16 protein-coding genes and 3 pseudogenes are annotated in these 17,045 nt (G+C 40.1%); 11 read left to right on the top strand and 8 right to left on the bottom strand.

The window, feature by feature from the left end; translation table 11 throughout:
• Nucleotides 1–179: 179 nt before the first annotated feature.
• Together hpt and guaD are read right to left on the bottom strand one after the other, a co-directional pair.
• A complete protein-coding gene (gene hpt, locus C502_RS0116320; protein WP_018679859.1) occupies nt 180–707 on the bottom strand; it encodes a hypoxanthine phosphoribosyltransferase in 528 nt (175 codons plus the stop codon).
• Between the two features lie 224 nt (nt 708–931).
• Nucleotides 932–2,248 carry a guanine deaminase gene (gene guaD, locus C502_RS0116315; RefSeq protein WP_018679858.1) on the bottom strand — a complete coding sequence of 439 codons (1,317 nt, stop codon included), beginning with the start codon at nt 2,246–2,248 and terminating at the stop codon, nt 932–934.
• Nucleotides 2,249–2,431: 183 nt separating this feature from the next.
• On the opposite strand from guaD, the pseudogene C502_RS18440 reads away from it, so the two are divergent.
• The 3 genes and pseudogenes from C502_RS18440 to C502_RS0116300 all read left to right on the top strand — a co-directional run bounded on the left by C502_RS18440 (nt 2,432) and on the right by C502_RS0116300 (nt 4,162).
• Nucleotides 2,432–2,896, top strand: a pseudogene (locus tag C502_RS18440) (hypothetical protein).
• Between the two features lie 31 nt (nt 2,897–2,927).
• Entirely contained in the window at nt 2,928–3,311 is a 384-nt protein-coding gene (locus tag C502_RS0116305; protein WP_018679855.1) for a DoxX-like family protein, read from the top strand.
• 17 nt (nt 3,312–3,328) lie between these two features.
• The gene (locus tag C502_RS0116300; RefSeq protein WP_018679854.1) at nt 3,329–4,162 is read left to right on the top strand and encodes an SDR family NAD(P)-dependent oxidoreductase; all 834 of its coding nucleotides are present in this window, start codon (nt 3,329–3,331) and stop codon (nt 4,160–4,162) included.
• A 50-nt stretch (nt 4,163–4,212) separates the two neighbouring features.
• Here C502_RS0116300 and C502_RS19190 read toward each other — a convergent pair whose 3' ends face one another.
• From C502_RS19190 to C502_RS0116290, 4 genes and pseudogenes are all read right to left on the bottom strand, one after another.
• Complete coding sequence (locus C502_RS19190; protein WP_018679853.1) at nt 4,213–4,392, bottom strand: hypothetical protein; 180 nt, start codon at nt 4,390–4,392, stop codon at nt 4,213–4,215.
• Nucleotides 4,340–4,492: pseudogene (locus C502_RS19185) on the bottom strand (glutathionylspermidine synthase family protein); the annotation flags it as partial. The pseudogene C502_RS19185 and the gene C502_RS19190, both read right to left, overlap by 53 nt.
• A gap of 23 nt (nt 4,493–4,515) precedes the next feature.
• A pseudogene (locus tag C502_RS19600) lies at nt 4,516–4,706 on the bottom strand (hypothetical protein); the annotation flags it as partial.
• Nucleotides 4,707–4,899: 193 nt separating this feature from the next.
• Nucleotides 4,900–5,856, bottom strand: a complete 957-nt coding sequence (locus C502_RS0116290; RefSeq protein ID WP_018679852.1) for a TerC family protein — start codon at nt 5,854–5,856, stop codon at nt 4,900–4,902.
• Between the two features lie 394 nt (nt 5,857–6,250).
• Here C502_RS0116290 and C502_RS0116285 point away from each other — a divergent pair, with 394 nt between their 5' ends.
• Nucleotides 6,251–7,453, top strand: coding sequence for a low temperature requirement protein A (locus C502_RS0116285; RefSeq protein WP_018679851.1), 1,203 nt, complete (start codon nt 6,251–6,253; stop codon nt 7,451–7,453).
• Between the two features lie 43 nt (nt 7,454–7,496).
• Here C502_RS0116285 and C502_RS0116280 read toward each other — a convergent pair whose 3' ends face one another.
• Nucleotides 7,497–8,429, bottom strand: a complete 933-nt coding sequence (locus C502_RS0116280) for a LysR family transcriptional regulator (protein ID WP_018679850.1) — start codon at nt 8,427–8,429, stop codon at nt 7,497–7,499.
• A gap of 106 nt (nt 8,430–8,535) precedes the next feature.
• Between C502_RS0116280 and C502_RS0116275 the strand changes: the two genes are divergently transcribed.
• The 4 genes from C502_RS0116275 to C502_RS0116260 are packed head-to-tail and all read left to right on the top strand — an operon-like array spanning nt 8,536 to nt 12,359.
• The gene (locus tag C502_RS0116275; protein WP_018679849.1) at nt 8,536–9,765 is read left to right on the top strand and encodes an acyl-CoA dehydrogenase family protein; all 1,230 of its coding nucleotides are present in this window, start codon (nt 8,536–8,538) and stop codon (nt 9,763–9,765) included.
• 15 nt (nt 9,766–9,780) lie between these two features.
• The gene (locus C502_RS0116270) at nt 9,781–10,902 is read left to right on the top strand and encodes a phosphotransferase family protein (RefSeq protein ID WP_018679848.1); all 1,122 of its coding nucleotides are present in this window, start codon (nt 9,781–9,783) and stop codon (nt 10,900–10,902) included.
• On the top strand, nt 10,899–11,597 hold the full coding sequence (locus tag C502_RS0116265) for a histidine phosphatase family protein (RefSeq protein WP_018679847.1): 699 nt from the start codon (nt 10,899–10,901) through the stop codon (nt 11,595–11,597). Before C502_RS0116270 ends, C502_RS0116265 begins: the two co-directional genes overlap by 4 nt.
• A gap of 18 nt (nt 11,598–11,615) precedes the next feature.
• Complete coding sequence (locus C502_RS0116260; RefSeq protein ID WP_018679846.1) at nt 11,616–12,359, top strand: SDR family oxidoreductase; 744 nt, start codon at nt 11,616–11,618, stop codon at nt 12,357–12,359.
• A gap of 509 nt (nt 12,360–12,868) precedes the next feature.
• Here C502_RS0116260 and mpl read toward each other — a convergent pair.
• Nucleotides 12,869–14,230 carry a UDP-N-acetylmuramate:L-alanyl-gamma-D-glutamyl-meso-diaminopimelate ligase gene (gene mpl / locus C502_RS0116255; protein WP_018679845.1) on the bottom strand — a complete coding sequence of 454 codons (1,362 nt, stop codon included), beginning with the start codon at nt 14,228–14,230 and terminating at the stop codon, nt 12,869–12,871.
• Nucleotides 14,231–14,495: 265 nt separating this feature from the next.
• On the opposite strand from mpl, the gene C502_RS0116250 reads away from it, so the two are divergent.
• The 3 genes from C502_RS0116250 to C502_RS0116240 all read left to right on the top strand — a co-directional run bounded on the left by C502_RS0116250 (nt 14,496) and on the right by C502_RS0116240 (nt 16,575).
• The gene (locus tag C502_RS0116250; protein ID WP_018679844.1) at nt 14,496–14,795 is read left to right on the top strand and encodes a DMT family protein; all 300 of its coding nucleotides are present in this window, start codon (nt 14,496–14,498) and stop codon (nt 14,793–14,795) included.
• A 134-nt stretch (nt 14,796–14,929) separates the two neighbouring features.
• A complete protein-coding gene (gene purE / locus C502_RS0116245; protein ID WP_018679843.1) occupies nt 14,930–15,442 on the top strand; it encodes a 5-(carboxyamino)imidazole ribonucleotide mutase in 513 nt (170 codons plus the stop codon).
• A gap of 11 nt (nt 15,443–15,453) precedes the next feature.
• On the top strand, nt 15,454–16,575 hold the full coding sequence (locus tag C502_RS0116240) for a 5-(carboxyamino)imidazole ribonucleotide synthase (RefSeq protein WP_018679842.1): 1,122 nt from the start codon (nt 15,454–15,456) through the stop codon (nt 16,573–16,575).
• Nucleotides 16,576–17,045 lie beyond the last annotated feature (470 nt).

The following is a 17,045-nucleotide window of genomic DNA, read 5'->3' as shown; positions in this document are numbered from 1 at the left end:
GATTAGATCGCCTTTTGTCTGTAGAAGATTCCTTATTTATGTCGTATTTTTGTGCAGTTGTTGAATGGTGTTAATCAAAGCATAATAAAAAAGGTGCTTTTAGCACCTGAGTAATGCGCTGCTTTGATTACAGCGCAAGATGAAGCTTATAATTTATATATCGCTAGAGCATGTATTGATTAAAGACCAATTTCACCGATAAAAGGAAGGTGACGATACTTCTGATCAAAATCAAGTCCATAACCAACAATAAAGCGATCTTCGACTTCAAAACCTAAGAATTTTACGTCCAAATCAATTTCACGGCGTGATGGTTTACTCACCAAAGTACACAGTTCAATTGAATTCGGGTTACGTGTTTTAAGCATTTCAACCACTTTGCTCAAGGTATTGCCTGAGTCAATAATGTCTTCAACCACGAGAACGTCTTTACCGTGAATTTCACCATCAAGGTCTTTTAAAATTTTGACATCGCGGGTTGAAACCGTCCCGCCACCATAGCTAGACACGGTCATAAAATCGAGTTCGTGTGGTTTTTCGATTGAACGGCATAAATCTGCCATAAAAATGACTGAGCCACGCAGTAAGCCAATCAATACCAGTTCTTTATCACTTTGAGCATAGTGTGCATTGATCTTTTCACCAAGTTCTTTGACTTTGGCTTGAATCTCTTCGCTCGAAATCATAATGCGCATTGCAATGGTCATCGGTAGATTCCTAAAACTTAAAAAAGGGAAAATAAAAAAGGTGTTGACCTGCAACACCTCGTAATCTTGAGCTAATGTGGCAATTTTAAAACAAAATCACATTTCATGCACCTTTTGATGGTGAAGAAGATGTTTCATTTTGAGTAGATGTACTGTCACGGTTCAATAGAACAGCACATCCAGTAGTCCAGAGCAAAAATCCAAGCCGTTGTTTGCTTAGAAATTTAGTTTTGGCTATAGGCTTTTTGTCCATAGATATAGGTTGCCTCAATATTTCGGTCATCCCCCATAGTAAATAAAGCAAATAAACGCTCTTCGAGTGATTTGGCGCGAGACTGACGTAATTGTTGCAATGCGGTTGGTTTTATATTTAACACCACAAAATCGGCTTCTTTACCGACGTTGAAATTGCCTAGCTTGTCATCTAAGTCTAACGCTTTTGCGCCACCGAGTGTTGCATGGTATAGCGATTCGAAAGCGGATAATTTGTCGCCTTGTAACTGTTGTACTTTGTAAGCTTCATTCACAGTTTGTAATAAACTGAAAGAGGTTCCTGCACCAATATCAGTTCCCAAACCGACTTTAACCTGTTGCTGCCATGTCTTTTTCAATGGGAATAAACCACTGCCTAGGAACAGATTTGAGGTTGGGCAGAACGCAATTGCAGAGTCAGTCTCATGCATACATTGCCATTCAGCATCTTCTAGATGGACACAGTGAGCAAACACCGAACGTTGACCCGTTAAGCCATAATGATGATAGACATCTAGGTAGCCTTTTTGCACTGGGAATAAATCTTTAACCCATGCAATTTCATCTTTATTTTCGCTTAGATGTGTATGTACATAAACATCAGGATATTCAGCTTTGAGTTGCCCTGCTCTTTCAAGTTGCTCAGGTGTAGAGGTTGGAGCAAACCGTGGTGTGATGGCATATAACGCACGACCTTGACCATGCCACTTCTCAATGAGTGCCTTAGAGTCGTCATAGCCGCTGTCTGCGGTATCGCACAGGGCTTCAGGTGCATGACGATCCATCATGACTTTACCCGCAATGAGACGCATCTGATGTTGTTGTGCGGCTTCAAATAAAGCATCTACCGATTCAGGATGAACCGTACAAAAGACTAATGCCGTGGTGGTACCATTTTTAAGCAGTTCATTCACAAAAAACTTAGCGATCTCACTCGCATAGGCTTTGTCTTTGAACTGAATTTCAGTTGGAAAGGTATAAGTATTTAGCCAACTCAAAAGTTGTTCGCCGTAAGCGCCAACCATTTCAGTTTGAGGGAAATGAATATGGGTATCGATCATGCCTGGAATGATCAATTGTTCTGGATAATGCTGAATTTCAATTTGTGTAGGTAACTGTGCTTGAGCGTCTTCCCATGTTCCAAACCAGCGAATTTTGCCCTGTTCAGTGATCAAGACACCATCTTCGATATAACGGACTTGATCTGCAATTTCACTTGCTTGAGAAACGATTTTTTGAATATCTAAGAAGCGACCACGAATAACTGTGATGGGAGTAGCCAAAGTCATAACAACCTACAATGTTTTTCGAATGATTATACCTGACTTTATGAAACTTACTGGATTATTCGCCTAATTTAAGCGGCTGTAATATGTGTAAATGTGAGTAATTACCTGAGTCAACTCACTTTACTTTTGAGTGGAAATGCGTAAATTGTCAGCAATAATTATACTTTTTGGAAAAAAATAAGTATGTATTATTGGAATACCAAAGCGTTAGCGCATGAGTTGGCTGAGGATACTTTAAGTAAACAATATCATAAGAACTATTATCTCGCAGCGGCATTGGTGGTGAGTGCGGTGTACTACTATGGCATGTATTCGCCTCGCCCTATTATGATGTTCGTGTGATTGGGGTTGAAGCAGTATTAACACTTGTGATTATGTTGATCGGTGTCAAGCCAATGGTGGTGATCAAGGAATTCATTTTTTGAATAGAATCACAGCATTATCTTTTCCTATTTTGATGCAAAACACGGTATTTGGCGTGGTTTTTGGTGTGGTGTTATTGGCGATTTATCAGTATTTGGGTTTAGTGCAAACCGCATTTGAAATGTGGTACGAATGGTGTGTTTTGGCTTTTACCATTTTTCTGCAAATTTTATTTTCACTCGTTTGGTGTCTTATCTGAAACGGGTGGCAGCGCATACGATTTAAATGAGTATAATTTTGATCTGAGGGGTGTGCCATGAAAGATGCCATTATTCTAAAATTTATCAATATCACCTTGGCAGTTTTATGGGTCTATCAAGGGTTGATTCCTAAACTAATTTTTACCAGTCCTGATGAAATTGCAGTTTGGCAATGGATGGGGTTATCACCTGAATTTGCTAAGTTGGCAGGTCAAGCCACAGGAATTGCCGAAATACTATTTGGGCTTTGCTTTATGATGATCTCTCACAAGATTATGCATTATCTGAGTATATTGGGACTATTTTTTCTGCTTATTTTAATTGGGCTATTGCTTCCAGATACTTTGCTTCGTGCTTTTAATCCTGTGGTCATGAATCTTGCTATGATCAGTTTATCTTGTATTTTTCTAATGCTATCTCGTCAGTCAGATTTAAATTAACCATAGGTAATAGAGGCATGAGTAATGTGAGTTTGCTGGATTGTGTGGTGATTACTGGGAGTAGTAAAGGGATTGGTTTGGGGTTGGCAAAAGCTTTTTTGAGTTTGGGGTGGGCTGTGGTGATTTCAGCTCGAAATGAAGAACAAATACAACAAACAATTCAGCAATTAACTGAGCAGTTTGAGAGCAAAAATATTTTAGGTTTATGTTGTGATGTCACACAAAAAGATCAGTTACAGCACTTATGGAATATAGCAATTCAGCATTTTGGCAGAATCAATGTTTGGATTAATAATGCAGGTAATTGTCATGCCACCCAAGCATTTATAGGGATGACGGAATATGAACTGAATAGCGTACTACAGACGAATCTTTTGGGAACGATGTTAGGTTCACAAATTGCTTTACAAGGTATGCTAAAACAGGGCTTTGGGCAGATTTTTAATATGGAGGGTTGGGGGAGTCGAGGTGAATGGAGTGCGGGCATGACGGTGTATGGCACGACAAAACGAGCAATCAGTTATTTTAGTCAGGCACTTTATAGGGAGAGTAAATCTAGTCCGATTTTGGTTGGAACACTTAGTCCAGGTATGGTTGCTACGGATTTACTGATTTCTTCATGGCAAAATGGTAATGTCCAGAACTGGAAGAAAATGAAACGTCTATTTTTATTTATTATTGATCCTCCAGAAAAAGTCTGTGCCTATTTAGCTCAAGGGATCATTAATAATAAAAAGACGAATGTGCGTATTGTATGGATGACACCATGGCGATTATTGATTCGCTTTTTTCAGCCCTATTATTGGCGTAGAAATCCAATCAAAGATACGGCTTTAGAACATCTCAAATAACGCGAGCATACTATTTCTGTCCTTGTGTCTGCTCGCTTGAGTTGTTGATCTTACTCTACATCACCAAACAGCTTGTCATAAGCGTCTGTTAAGATTGAAGCAAAGGCTAAAATCAAAGAAAAATAGCAAAAGGTTCTGAGAGCTTGATCAAATTTTTTTGCTTGATTTGTTTTTATTTCACTCCACAAAATAATGCGCTGCAAAATGGGCATGATTGCCGATAATGTCATAGCAGTCTTCTCGAATTGACATGCCCGCACATTGATGTCCGACCATCCATAAACCGAGTGTTGGTAACTGTCCTGTAAATAATGGGGTCTCTACCCATTTAAATAACGACCTGAACCAAAACCACCATAATAGCGAACCCCTGCACTTGAACCACTGTTGCCTGAGTTGTTTTCTTCTTCACAGGTTTGCGTATTCCAGTCAGCTGTACAGTCTATTGGTTGTTGTAGACATCTTGTACCAGTGGACCGTCATTATGATTACAGGCAGATAATAATAATGGCACAACTACGAGACTAACTCTTTTGGAACGCATGAAACCCCACTCATTTTAATGAGCATAGTTAATATCAATATGTGAATTAACCTTGGTTATTATGTTTCTGATTAAGAAAAATAAAAGTGATAAACCAACATATCATATTGATCTGTTTTTTTTAATGTATAGTCTGTTCTGATCTTTTAAAGAACAAGGCATCCAAATTTTATTAGATGCCTTGAGTTGTGCATTAAGATTGCAATTGTTTTTTATTATGACGCAGTGACAAATACGCAGTGATTGCCAAAGTTACAATAATAAAGCCGAGGGAGATCCAGATTGGCATATGGAATACATCGAGCAATAGCATTTTCGCACCAATAAACAATAAGATGACGCCTAAGCCATAAGGTAAATAATGCAATTTAGATGCAGCGCTAGCAAGTAAGAAGAACATTGCACGTAAACCCAAAATCGCCATTAAGTTTGCAGTTAAAACAATGAACGGGTCACTGGTCACCGCAAAAATAGCAGGAATAGAGTCGACCGCAAAAATGACATCTGAAGCTTCAACTAAGATTAAGACTAAAAATAAAGGTGTTGCCCATAACACACCATTTTGACGAACGAAGAATTTATTACCTTCAAGTTGCGGGGTAATACGCATATGTTTACGTAACCATTTGAGTAATTTAATGTCTTCAATATTGGTTTCTTCATCTTGCCCTTTCAGGAATTTAAAACCTGTATACACAAGGAATGCACCGAAGATATAAAGTACCCAAGAAAATTCTTGAACGAACCAAGCCCCAATAAAGATAAAGATGGTTCTTAAAACAATCGCACCTAATACACCATAAAGTAAGATTTTACGTTGCAATGCTGGTGGAATTGCAAAAGCTGCAAAAATCATGAGCCAAACGAAGACATTATCAATTGCCAGTGATTTTTCCAGTAGATAACCTGCAAAGTACTCCATGGTTTTTTGATTCGCAAGGGTGAGCCCTACTGTTTGCTGTAGATAGAGCCACAAGCCCCCACCAAATAGCGTTGCTACAGTGACCCAAGCAATACTCCAGTAAGCGGCTTGCTTGATTGGAACATCTTGATTTTGTTTTTGTTTAAAGCCTAAAAAATCGACCAAAAGCATGACTGTGACAAGGCCGAAGAATACGACATACAGCCATAGATTACCGATAGTTTCCATCACAACTCCCTATCTGGCAACTGGGCATAAAAAAACCTTGACCAGTTGCCAGATGAATAAATACATCTGTTCCAACATGATCAAGGTCTTGCCTACATCACAAATAATTATGATGCTCAGATACCGACTTTTTGCAAAGTGTATTGACGATATCTGACACGTAATAGCTTATATCAGCACTTACGTTTGAAGGAGGCTACTCCCCTTGTCAAACTAATTCTGTATGGATGGTGACATCCAAATCAGGTTGTAGCATTACATAAATTAGTTATTTTCGCAAATTTTTTGAGTAAATTTTCAACAATATTTTATCATGCATTGGGATTCATTAAATTTACAACAAATGGTTAAGCTAAAATTAAAGTGCTTAATATGATTACTTAGAGAATAAAATATGAGTACTGAACATCATCATAAGCGACGAGTATTATTTGCTCCTCGTGATCCAAAAGAGCCACATCGTGTTGCAACGCCATTGGAACTTTTATTCGATCTAATTTTTGTGGTTGCAATCGCGACAGCAGGTCAGCAACTCCATCATGCGATGATCGAAGGTCACCTTTGGCATGCTTTACCCACCTATTTTATGGTGTTTTTTGCTTTATGGTGGGCATGGATGAATTTTTCTTGGTTTGCATCAGCTTATGATAATGATGATATGCTCTATCGTTGCTTAACCTTTGTACAAATTACGGGGTCTTTGGTGATGGCAGCTGGGATACCCGCTGTATTTGAACACCATGATTTCGATGTCATCATTATTGGTTATATCATTATGCGCTTGGCTTTAGTCACTCAATGGATTCGTGTTGCAAAACATGACCAAAAGCGGAAAGTGACTGCATATCGTTATGTGATTGGAATTATTTTGGTTCAGTTTGCTTGGCTAATTGCTAATTTTAGTATGATTCAACTGACGCCATTATTGTTCTTAGGCTTAGTTGTTTTAGAATTGGCTGTACCTTTTTATGCAGAAAAATATGCAATGACTCCGTGGCACCCACATCATATTGTGGAACGTTATGCTTTGCTGACAATAATTGTTTTGGGTGAGTCGATCATTGGGAGTTTTTCAGCAATTCAGGATGCAATTTCAAATCATACACTTAATCTTCAAGAAGTTTTTCTAATTGTTGGAGGCTTGATGATGATGTTTGCGATGTGGTGGGTTTATTTTGATCGTAGTCACTACCATCATGAACGTCGAGGTGTACAGCCTTTTTTATGGGGATATGGGCATTTCTTTATTTTTATGAGTATTGCTATTTTAGGTGCAGCTTTAGCCGCAGCTGTTGATGTATCAACTCAACATGCGCATATTTCTAACCAAATGATAGGTTTGGTAATTTCAGCAAGCTTGGTCACTTATAGCACCTATATTTGGTTGTTTTACGAAGCACCTTATTTAACAGGTTGGCGACGTTGGGTCTATCCAACTACAGTTGTGATTTTATTTTCTATTCCTTTGTTGTTTGAACGTATTGGCTACAGTGTTTTTGCAATTGCAGTGGTCTATATTCTTAGACTAGTGCTTTCAAAAGCCTTGTTGATGAACTGTACGGATGAATCTACGCATTCAACACATCTATCTAAGTAAATAAAAAATTGATTGACGATATTTGGGCAATTTACAGATTGATTTATGTAGGTTGTCCTGAATTAAAAATTTTCAAAATCTCTGTGCGTAAAAATTGATGTCGAGGATTGTGTTTTACATGCTCATGCCAATACATGCCCATATTGATTTTGGGTAACTCGATGGGGAGTGCATGAATCTGTAAATCTTTTGAATAGTGCAGATGTTTAAGAATACTTTGTGGGATGGTAAGAATCGCATTTGGATATTGTGCCAAGACTTGTAACGCTGTTGCATAATGCTGACAACGTAGAAAAATTTGTCGAGACAATTGTTGGCGATTAAGATAAATATCTTCCAATAATAAGCCTGTACGCCGTGATGAGACACCAATGTGTGGTGATGATAAATACAGAGATAAATCCATTTCAGCTTGCTGAGTACAGACCACAAAATGATCTTCAATCAGGTTTTCAAACTGTAAATTGGCTTGATACGGCTGTACTAAATCAATCACAAAATCAATTTGTTGTGCAGAAAGATCAGCCAACATATTTTTACGATCGAGTTTAGAGCTGAAAAACTGGATATTCAGGTTTTGTTTCGCAAAGTGATTGACCAATTGAGGAAAAATAATGGGTTCGATTTCATCATGAATCGCAATCTTTATACTTTGCAGCATACTTGGTTGAAAATCTTGTTGGGGAATCGCGATATTTTGGATGGCCAATAACGCAATTTGGATTGGCTGGTAAATTTGCTCGGCATAGGGGGTGGGTAGCATTTTTTGCCCACTACGCACAAACAGCTCATCTTTAAGTTGTACACGTAAACGTTGTAAAGCATGACTGACCGCAGATTGGCTGATACAGAGCAGTTGTGCGGCTTTAGAAATACTTTTTTGTTCAAAAATCGCAATAAAAAGCGGATATAAATTAATATCAATTCGATGAAAATGTCCCACTTCCAATGGGTTGCTATTATGAATCTGATTCATAGTTTTGAATAAAATAAAATCATTTCATTCATAATAAATTTTCACTTATGGTGATGTAAAGCAGCGAATGATTTTTTCGCTCAATTTTATCTTAAGGGAGATGCAAATGTTTGCATTATCTGAGCGCGCACAGGATTTTATTGCACGAACGCAAGCCTTTATTCAACAAGAAATAGAACCAATTGAAAAAGCATTTTGGGATGAAGTGCATCATTTAAATGTCGATGGGGACTGGACCAAATGGCAATGGCCAGCGCAACTTGAACAGCTCAAGAATAAAGCTAAAGCAGCTGGTTTATGGAATATGTTTTTGCCTGATGCTGAACTTGGAGCAGGTTTATCCGTTCAGGAATATGCACATATTGCTGAGCTGACAGGACGTAGTTTGCTCGCTCCAACGGTATTTAACTGTAATGCGCCTGATAGTGGCAATATGGAAGTGTTGTGGCGCTATGGCAGTGACGAGCAAAAACAACAATGGCTGCACCCCTTACTCGCTGGTGAAATTCGTTCAGTGTTTTGTATGACTGAACCTGCGGTGGCTTCTAGTGATGCGACCAATATGCAAGCCACGGCGGTAATTGATGGGGATGAAATCGTCCTGAATGGGCGTAAATGGTGGTCATCGGGTTTGGGTGATCCCAATGCCAAAGTGATTATCTTCATGGCTTATACCCCTGATGAGAGCAAAGACCGTCATCATCAACATTCAATGGTACTTGTTCCAATTGAAACGCAAGGTGTCACGATTGAGCGAATGCTACCCGTGTTTGGTGACTATGATGCACCGCATGGGCATGGACAGGTCAGTTTTGACAATGTACGTGTACCTGTCGGCAACTTTATTGGTGGTGCAGGACAAGGTTTTGAAATTGCACAAGGGCGTTTAGGGCCTGGGCGAATCCATCATTGTATGCGTTGTATTGGCGCAGCAGAAAAAGCCTTAGAACTGATGATTGATCGTGGTATGTCACGTAAAGCCTTTGGCAAAGAGTTACTTAAATTAGGCGGCAATTTAGAACGAGTCGCGGAAGCACGTGTGCAAATCGACCAAGCCCGTTTATTAACGTTGTATGCCGCTTACAAGATGGACACTTTAGGCAATATGGCTGCACTTACGGAAATCTCAGCGATTAAAGTCGTTGCACCAACCGTATTGCAAAATGTGGTGGATATGGCAATTCAGATTCATGGTGGCGAAGGTGTGTCACGTGATACCCCATTGACTGCATTTTTTAATCAAGCACGTAGTTTACGTTTAGCCGATGGACCAGACGAAGTACATAAGGGCATGATTGCTAAACTAGAACTGAAAAAACGTGGCTATGGTCGTTGATAAGGATATAAGAAAATGGCAGTGATTGATGTTGGTGGTCAGGTTCGTCATGGTGAAGAACTGGATATCTCCGCAGTGGAAACGTGGTTAAAAGACCAAGGTGTAAATCTACAAGGACAGGCACAAGTGACCCAATATTCGGGTGGTGCATCCAATTGGACTTATCACCTGCAATATGACAATGCAGATCTCATTTTACGCCGTCCACCGAAAGGAACTAAAGCCAAATCAGCGCATGATATGGCGCGTGAATATCTGGTACAAAAACATCTGGCGCCGTTCTACCCTGTGCTGCCTGACATGGTGGCATTGTGCCAAGATGAGAACGTTATTGGCTGTGATTTCTATGTGATGAATCGGATTGAGGGCATCATTCCACGCGCCAATTTACCGAAAGAATTACAGTTAGATGAGCAACAGGTACAGCAATTGTGCCTGAATGTTCTAGATAAATTGATCGAGCTGCATCAAGTACCTTATCAAGGTACAGAATTGGAACAACTGGGCAAAGGTGAAGGTTATTGTCGCCGTCAAGTCGAAGGTTGGGATGCACGTTATAGCAAAGCACTCACGCCGAATGTGCCTGATTTTGCCTTTGTTCGCCAATGGCTACAGCAACATATTCCTGCCGATTCTAAAACTTGTGTAATTCATAATGACTGGCGTTTTGATAATGTCATTTTAGATCCACAACAGCCGACTCAAGTGATTGGGGTGCTAGATTGGGAAATGGCGACACTCGGTGATCCATTGATGGATTTGGGCAGTGCCCTCGCCTACTGGATTCAAGAGGATGATGATGCGCTGATGAAATCAAGCCGCCGTCAACCGACCAATTTAAAAGGTATGCTGACACGTCAACAGGTGGTGGATTACTATCTGGAGAAAACAGGTTTGCAACCAACGAATTGGGCTTTTTATGAAGTGTTTGGTTTGTTTCGTTTAGCCGTGATTGCGCAACAGATTTATTATCGTTATTACCATCAGCAAACTGATAATCCTGCCTTTAAGGGTTTTTGGATTTTGATTCATGCCCTACATATTCGGGCTTTAAAACTGATAGCCCAAAACAATACTGAAGCACAGCAGTTGATTCCTGAATATGCTGCAAAACTACAGGATATTTTAAAACAATGAGCACGATTTATTTGGTGCGGCATGGGCAAGCATCCTTTGGTGCAGCGAGCTATGATCAGCTTTCAGCTAAAGGTGAACAACAGGCACAGGTTGTGGGTGATTTTTTTAAACAAACCCTAAAACAAACACCTTTAGTGCTTGCAGGTTCAATGCAACGTCATCAGCAGACGGCGCAACTCGCTTTATCGCAAAGTTTCCATAATGCACCCATTCAAACCGAATCGGCGTGGAATGAGTTTGATCATCAGCATGTGTTTGCTCAATATGAGCCGCGTTTTAATCAGCCTGAATTGCTCAAACAAGATGTCGATTTGCTTGCCAATCCACGTGCTTATCTCGCTAAAATTTTTGATGGTGCGATTGATCGTTGGATTGGAGCGCAATATGACCATGAATATCATGAAACATGGTTAGGCTTTCAATCACGTGTTGAGCAAGCACTGCAATCACTTTGCAAACGTATTGATATGACAAAGCATCGTCAAGCCGTGGTATTTAGTTCAGGCGGCGTGATTTCTGTGGCGGTAGGTAAAGTATTGGGTTTGAATGCAAAGCAGATCTTTGCGCTAAATTGGTCGATTGCCAATGCCAGTATTACCACACTACGTTGGACAGATGGACGTTTGCAATTACTGAGTTTTAATGAGCATCATTATTTAAAAACAGGTGATGCTGAACTTCTCACATGGATTTAAAAATTATAGGTGGCAGGTATGGCAAAGACGATTTTAATTACAGGGGCAAGTTCGGGCTTGGGCGCAGGTATGGCGCGTGAATTTGCGGCTAAAGGTTACAATTTGGCGTTGTGCGCACGACGTTTAGAGCGCTTAGAAACACTAAAGCAAGAATTACAAAGCCAGTATTCAATTCAAGTGGGTATTAAGGTATTGGATGTCACCCATTACGATGATGTGTTTACGGTATTTAAAGCGTTTCAGCAAGATTTTGGGACAATTGACCGAATTATTGTCAATGCAGGTGTGGGCGAAGGTCGCCGTATTGGTAAGGGGCATTTTGATGTAAACCGCGCTACCGCTGAAACCAATTTTATTTCGGCGTTGGCGCAATGTGAAGCAGCAGTAGAAATCTTTAGAGCGCAAAATAGAGGGCATTTGGTGGTGATTTCTTCGATGAGTGCAATGCGTGGTTTACCAAAGCATTTATCGACCTATGCAGCCAGTAAGGCAGCGGTGGCGCATTTGGCTGAAGGGATTCGTGCTGAGTTACTGCATACCCCAATTAAAGTCTCGACGATTTTCCCTGGTTATATTCGAACTGAGTTGAATGAAGGTGCGAAGAAGTTACCATTTGAGGTGGATGAGAAAACAGGTTGTAAGGCTTTGGTCAAAGCCATTGAGAAGGAACCTGTGAAGGCTTATGTGCCGCAGTGGCCGTGGTTGCCAATGGGAATTGCAATGAAGATTTTGCCGTTGAAATTGGTGAATAAATTGAGTTGATTTAAATGGTTATAGCGGAGTCTTACTGTGGTCTGATTTTAATTTTAGACTAAGCCACTACGTCTTGCACTTCAGTTGAAATATATTTCAACTTTGTTCAGGCTCGACCTACTTTTCTTTCGGGAAAAGTAGGTAAAACCTGAGGTACGAATAGCAAAGATTAATAATCTTTGCCGTACCGCAAGGTAAAAGCTCTGCTTGAGCAATAAACTACGCACTTTGTTTGTCTTGCGCTAGCCCAAAGCTTTAAGCGCTTTGGTTAGCTCAGGTTGTGGATGACGTTTATGCGTATCATCTTTCTTGTCGAACTCAGATTAAATTAATTTCTTGCTGATATTTACTATTGTGACGGCGGCATGGATGCCGCCTGTTTGGTAGGGGTTACATGGATGTACCCTCTGCCAAACAAAGGATTTTTGCTTACTTTTCATCCCTGAAAAGTGAGATATGCCTATACAAAGGATATAGGTTTTTTCCTAATAAATGAGGCCGTGAAATACCTGTATTTACTAAGACAAAGCTCTAATCAACTTTTGGTGTAAACCACCAAAACCACCATTCGACATGATGACCACAGCATCGCCCTCACCTGCTTCATTCACCACACGGGCAATGATGTCATCTAATGAACGGCTGACTTCAGCTTTGTTTGCTGATGCTGAGATCACAGGTTGTAAATCCCAATCCAAACCTTCTGGTTGATACCAAATCACTTCATCAGCCAAACGCGCAGAGTGCGCCAAACCATCTTTATGGCTGCCCATACGCATGGTATTCGAACGTGGTTCGATGATTGCCCATAACTTACGTTCACCTAAGCGCTTACGTGCGCCGTCGAGTGTAGTTTCAATCGCCGTTGGGTGATGGGCAAAGTCATCATAGACTTCGATGCCACGAACCGTACCGAGTAGCTCCATACGGCGTTTAACACCACCGAAGTTGGATAAAGCTTCACAGGCTTGTTCAATCGTTACACCCACATGTTGCGCCGCAGCAATCGTCGCCAAAGCATTGGCAACGCTATGTTGCCCTGTCATATTCCATTTGACTGTACCGATCACTTGACCGTGTTCAAGCACGTTAAAATGACTGCCATCGGCACTGATCAGCGCCGCAGATAAAGCAGCTTGGTCATTTGGCTCAAGACTGGTACGAATCACAGGCGTCCAGCAGCCCTGTTCTAGTACTTCATCAATATTGGTTTCAGTAATTGGCGCAATAATACGACCTTCACTTGGAATGGTACGCACTAAATGATGGAACTGTTTTTGAATTGCAGCGAGGTCATCAAAAATGTCGGCATGATCAAATTCAAGATTATTTAAAATTGCAGTTTTTGGATGATAGTGAACGAACTTAGAACGCTTATCGAAGAAGGCAGAATCATATTCATCGGCTTCTACACAGAAATATTTTCCAGCACCTAAACGTGCGCTTTCACTAAAACCTAGCGGTACGCCGCCGATCAAGAAACCCGGATTTAAACCTGCTTGATCCAATACCCAAGCCAACATGGTTGTTGTTGTGGTTTTACCATGTGTACCTGCGACACCGAGTACATGTTTGCCTTGTAGTACATGATCAGCTAGAAATTGTGGACCTGAAATATAAGGGAGTCCTTCGTTGAGCATGTATTCGATGGCATCAATACCACGTTTCATGGCATTGCCGACGATGACAAGATCGGGATGTGGTTGTAAATGGCTACGATCATAGCCTTGCATTAACCCGATACCCGCATTTTCTAGTTGAGTTGACATCGGTGGATAAACATTGGCATCTGAGCCTGTGACTTTATGTCCTAAATCTCGTGCTAATAGAGCCAAAGACCCCATAAATGTGCCACAAATACCCAAAATATGCAGATGCATAATGCGCCTTCTCCACTGCTTTGCATACAGCACTGATCTCGTGTGTATGATTGTCGTTATCAATAAAAATCAATCGCAACGATAGCAAGGCTGACATTGAAAAGATAGTCAAAATTCGTTGTTGTTATTAACTTAAAATTGAGTGATTTTAACGTTATTCTGATGTATTCAAATGCAAATGATTCAGCCCTTATTTTTATAAAAGGACATCCGATTGAGCCCTACACTTTTAGCATTATGTTTATTAATCATTTCTAACTGTTTTATGACTTTGGCATGGTATGGGCATCTGAAAATTTTACATGATGCACCGCTTTGGCAAGCGATTTTGTTTAGTTGGTTGATTGCCCTACTGGAATATAGTTTTATGATTCCTGCAACTAAACTATTAAATCAACAGGGTTGGAGCTTGGGAGAAATGAAAATCACCCAAGAAGTCGTTACGCTGATTGTGTTTGTGCCCTTTATGATTTTTCTGTTTAAACAACCATTCAAGTTGGATTATGTCTGGGCGATGTTCTGTTTAATGGGCTGTGTCTATTTTGTTTTTCGTCATCAAAGCTAATTTTGGGGAATCAGTAAAAATGTTCTTTAGTTGGGGATGCTTGAAAAAAACGCTATAATATTTGCCAATTTCTTCCTTTGTACTTGGCGTAAGTCGAGATACTTCTCTATTTTTATCATGTTTTGGAAAAGCCAATGAATGCGGTCGCAACAGATAGCCAACCTTTAGTCGGAATTATCATGGGTTCTCAATCAGATTGGGCAACCCTTGAACATACCGCTAACATGCTCAAACAATTGGGTGTGCCTTTTGAAGCTGAAGTGGTTTCTGCGCACCGTACGCCAGATCGTTTGTTTGAATACGCTGAAACAGCACGCGATCGTGGTATTCAGGTGATTATTGCAGGTGCGGGTGGTGCGGCACATTTACCTGGGATGTGTGCTGCTAAAACTGATTTACCTGTACTTGGTGTGCCTGTTAAATCTTCAATTTTAAATGGCGTGGATTCATTACTTTCGATTGTACAAATGCCAGCGGGTATTGCGGTAGGTACTTTGGCAATTGGGCAGGCTGGTGCAACCAATGCGGCAATTCTTGCGGCGCAAATTCTTGGTTTAACACGTCCAGATATTGCTAAAAATGTGGCTGATTTCCGTAGCACACAAACGGAAAAAGTATCGAGCAATAATATTCCTGGTCAAGTGTAACGAGGCCAATCATGAATAAAACCATCGGTATTTTTGGTGGCGGACAGCTTGGACGCATGATGGCGCAAGCAGCTTTACCACTCAATCTTCAATGTACTTTTTTTGAAGCAGAAACAAATTGTCCTGCGGCAATTTTAGGTTCTGTATTTTCCAGTAAAAATGAACAAGGCTTACAAGATTTCATCGCAAGTGCCGATGTATTTAGCCTTGAATTTGAAAATACACCTGTTGCCGACGTAGATGTGTTGACCCAAACCAAAACACTACACCCTCCTCGCCTTGCTTTAGCAACCGCCCAAAACCGCTTGGCTGAAAAAGCTTTATTTGATCAATTGGCTATCCCAGTTGCACCCTATCGTGCTGTGGATAGCTTAGAGAGCTTAAAGCAAGCCGTGGCTGAGCTTGGATTACCTATCGTTTTAAAAACCGTAACAGGTGGCTACGATGGTAAAGGTCAGTTTGTGTTACGTTCAGAGGATCAAATTGATACGGCTTGGGCTGAATTAGGGCCTGCAAAAAGCTTGATTGCTGAAAGTTTTGTGAAATTCAGCCGTGAAGTGTCGATTATTGCAGTACGTGGACAAAATGGTGATGTGAAAACTTGGGCTTTGGCAGAAAACCACCATCACAATGGTATCTTGTCACACTCGATTGTTCCTGCACCAAATAGCACAGATTTACAGCCAGTTGCACAAGATTATATTACTCGTTTGTTGAATCATCTCAATTATGTGGGTGTATTGACACTTGAACTGTTCGTGACTGAGCAAGGCTTATATGCCAATGAAATGGCATGTCGTGTCCATAACTCAGGTCATTGGTCAATTGAAGGTGCAATTTGCTCGCAATTTGAAAACCATATTCGTGCGGTTGCAGGCTTGCCGCTTGGAGCAACCGATGTTGTGCGTCCAACAGTGATGATTAATATTATTGGTCAACACCCGAAATCAGAAGATGTTTTGGCACTGAAAGGTGCGCATTTACATCTTTATAATAAGTCTGAGCGTGCAGGTCGTAAGCTTGGTCATATTACTTTGATGCCGAACAATAGTGATGAATTGACCATGTTATGTCGTCAATTGGCAAAGATTTTGCCTGTGCCATTAGCACTAACAGATGATATGAATCTCTAAACTTATCCACATTATCTAAAAGCGATCTTCGGATCGCTTTTTTTATTGCGTGCATTTTTTAAATTTAAAGTTTTAAATTCAAAAAATGCACGTTGCCATTCTTGGTTTTCTGTGGATAACTTTGAAATGGACTTTTGAATTTAAAACAGCTTGTAAAATTTAAATTATGGTTGGTTATTGGATGGTGTGGTTTAAATTCAAAAAATATGAAGTTTTTAAATTTAAAACGAAAGGTCTTGCTGTGTTTTGAATTTAAATTTTGAAATTGTGGATATCTATTTTTTGATCTTAATTTTATGAAATGTAAGGAATAAGAGGTGTGTTCAAGCTGTTTTAGTCGGTTGAAATGAATTTAAATAGAATGGGGGTTTTTGAATTCAAAAAATATGATCGGTATGAAGTTATCTTTTGAATTTAAAATACAGACAATGGTTGGTACTTGTTTTGAATTTAAATTGTGGTGTTGATAA

This window comes from Acinetobacter tjernbergiae DSM 14971 = CIP 107465, from assembly GCF_000374425.1.
Lineage (GTDB): Bacteria > Pseudomonadota > Gammaproteobacteria > Pseudomonadales > Moraxellaceae > Acinetobacter > Acinetobacter tjernbergiae.
Note: the sequence above shows the minus strand (reverse complement) of the source record. Positions and strands in the feature narration are given on the sequence as shown.

Bases quoted from the DNA above. Each gene is read 5' to 3' on its own strand.
- hpt (WP_018679859.1), bottom strand. From the start codon at position 707: ATGACCATTGCAATGCGCATTATGATTTCGAGCGAAGAGATTCAAGCC.
- guaD (WP_018679858.1), bottom strand. From the start codon at position 2,248: ATGACTTTGGCTACTCCCATCACAGTTATTCGTGGTCGCTTCTTAGAT.
- C502_RS0116305 (WP_018679855.1), top strand. From the start codon at position 2,928: ATGAAAGATGCCATTATTCTAAAATTTATCAATATCACCTTGGCAGTT.
- C502_RS0116300 (WP_018679854.1), top strand. From the start codon at position 3,329: ATGAGTAATGTGAGTTTGCTGGATTGTGTGGTGATTACTGGGAGTAGT.
- C502_RS19190 (WP_018679853.1), bottom strand. From the start codon at position 4,392: ATGACATTATCGGCAATCATGCCCATTTTGCAGCGCATTATTTTGTGG.
- C502_RS0116290 (WP_018679852.1), bottom strand. From the start codon at position 5,856: ATGGAAACTATCGGTAATCTATGGCTGTATGTCGTATTCTTCGGCCTT.
- C502_RS0116285 (WP_018679851.1), top strand. From the start codon at position 6,251: ATGAGTACTGAACATCATCATAAGCGACGAGTATTATTTGCTCCTCGT.
- C502_RS0116280 (WP_018679850.1), bottom strand. From the start codon at position 8,429: ATGAATCAGATTCATAATAGCAACCCATTGGAAGTGGGACATTTTCAT.
- C502_RS0116275 (WP_018679849.1), top strand. From the start codon at position 8,536: ATGTTTGCATTATCTGAGCGCGCACAGGATTTTATTGCACGAACGCAA.
- C502_RS0116270 (WP_018679848.1), top strand. From the start codon at position 9,781: ATGGCAGTGATTGATGTTGGTGGTCAGGTTCGTCATGGTGAAGAACTG.
- C502_RS0116265 (WP_018679847.1), top strand. From the start codon at position 10,899: ATGAGCACGATTTATTTGGTGCGGCATGGGCAAGCATCCTTTGGTGCA.
- C502_RS0116260 (WP_018679846.1), top strand. From the start codon at position 11,616: ATGGCAAAGACGATTTTAATTACAGGGGCAAGTTCGGGCTTGGGCGCA.
- mpl (WP_018679845.1), bottom strand. From the start codon at position 14,230: ATGCATCTGCATATTTTGGGTATTTGTGGCACATTTATGGGGTCTTTG.
- C502_RS0116250 (WP_018679844.1), top strand. From the start codon at position 14,496: ATGACTTTGGCATGGTATGGGCATCTGAAAATTTTACATGATGCACCG.
- purE (WP_018679843.1), top strand. From the start codon at position 14,930: ATGAATGCGGTCGCAACAGATAGCCAACCTTTAGTCGGAATTATCATG.
- C502_RS0116240 (WP_018679842.1), top strand. From the start codon at position 15,454: ATGAATAAAACCATCGGTATTTTTGGTGGCGGACAGCTTGGACGCATG.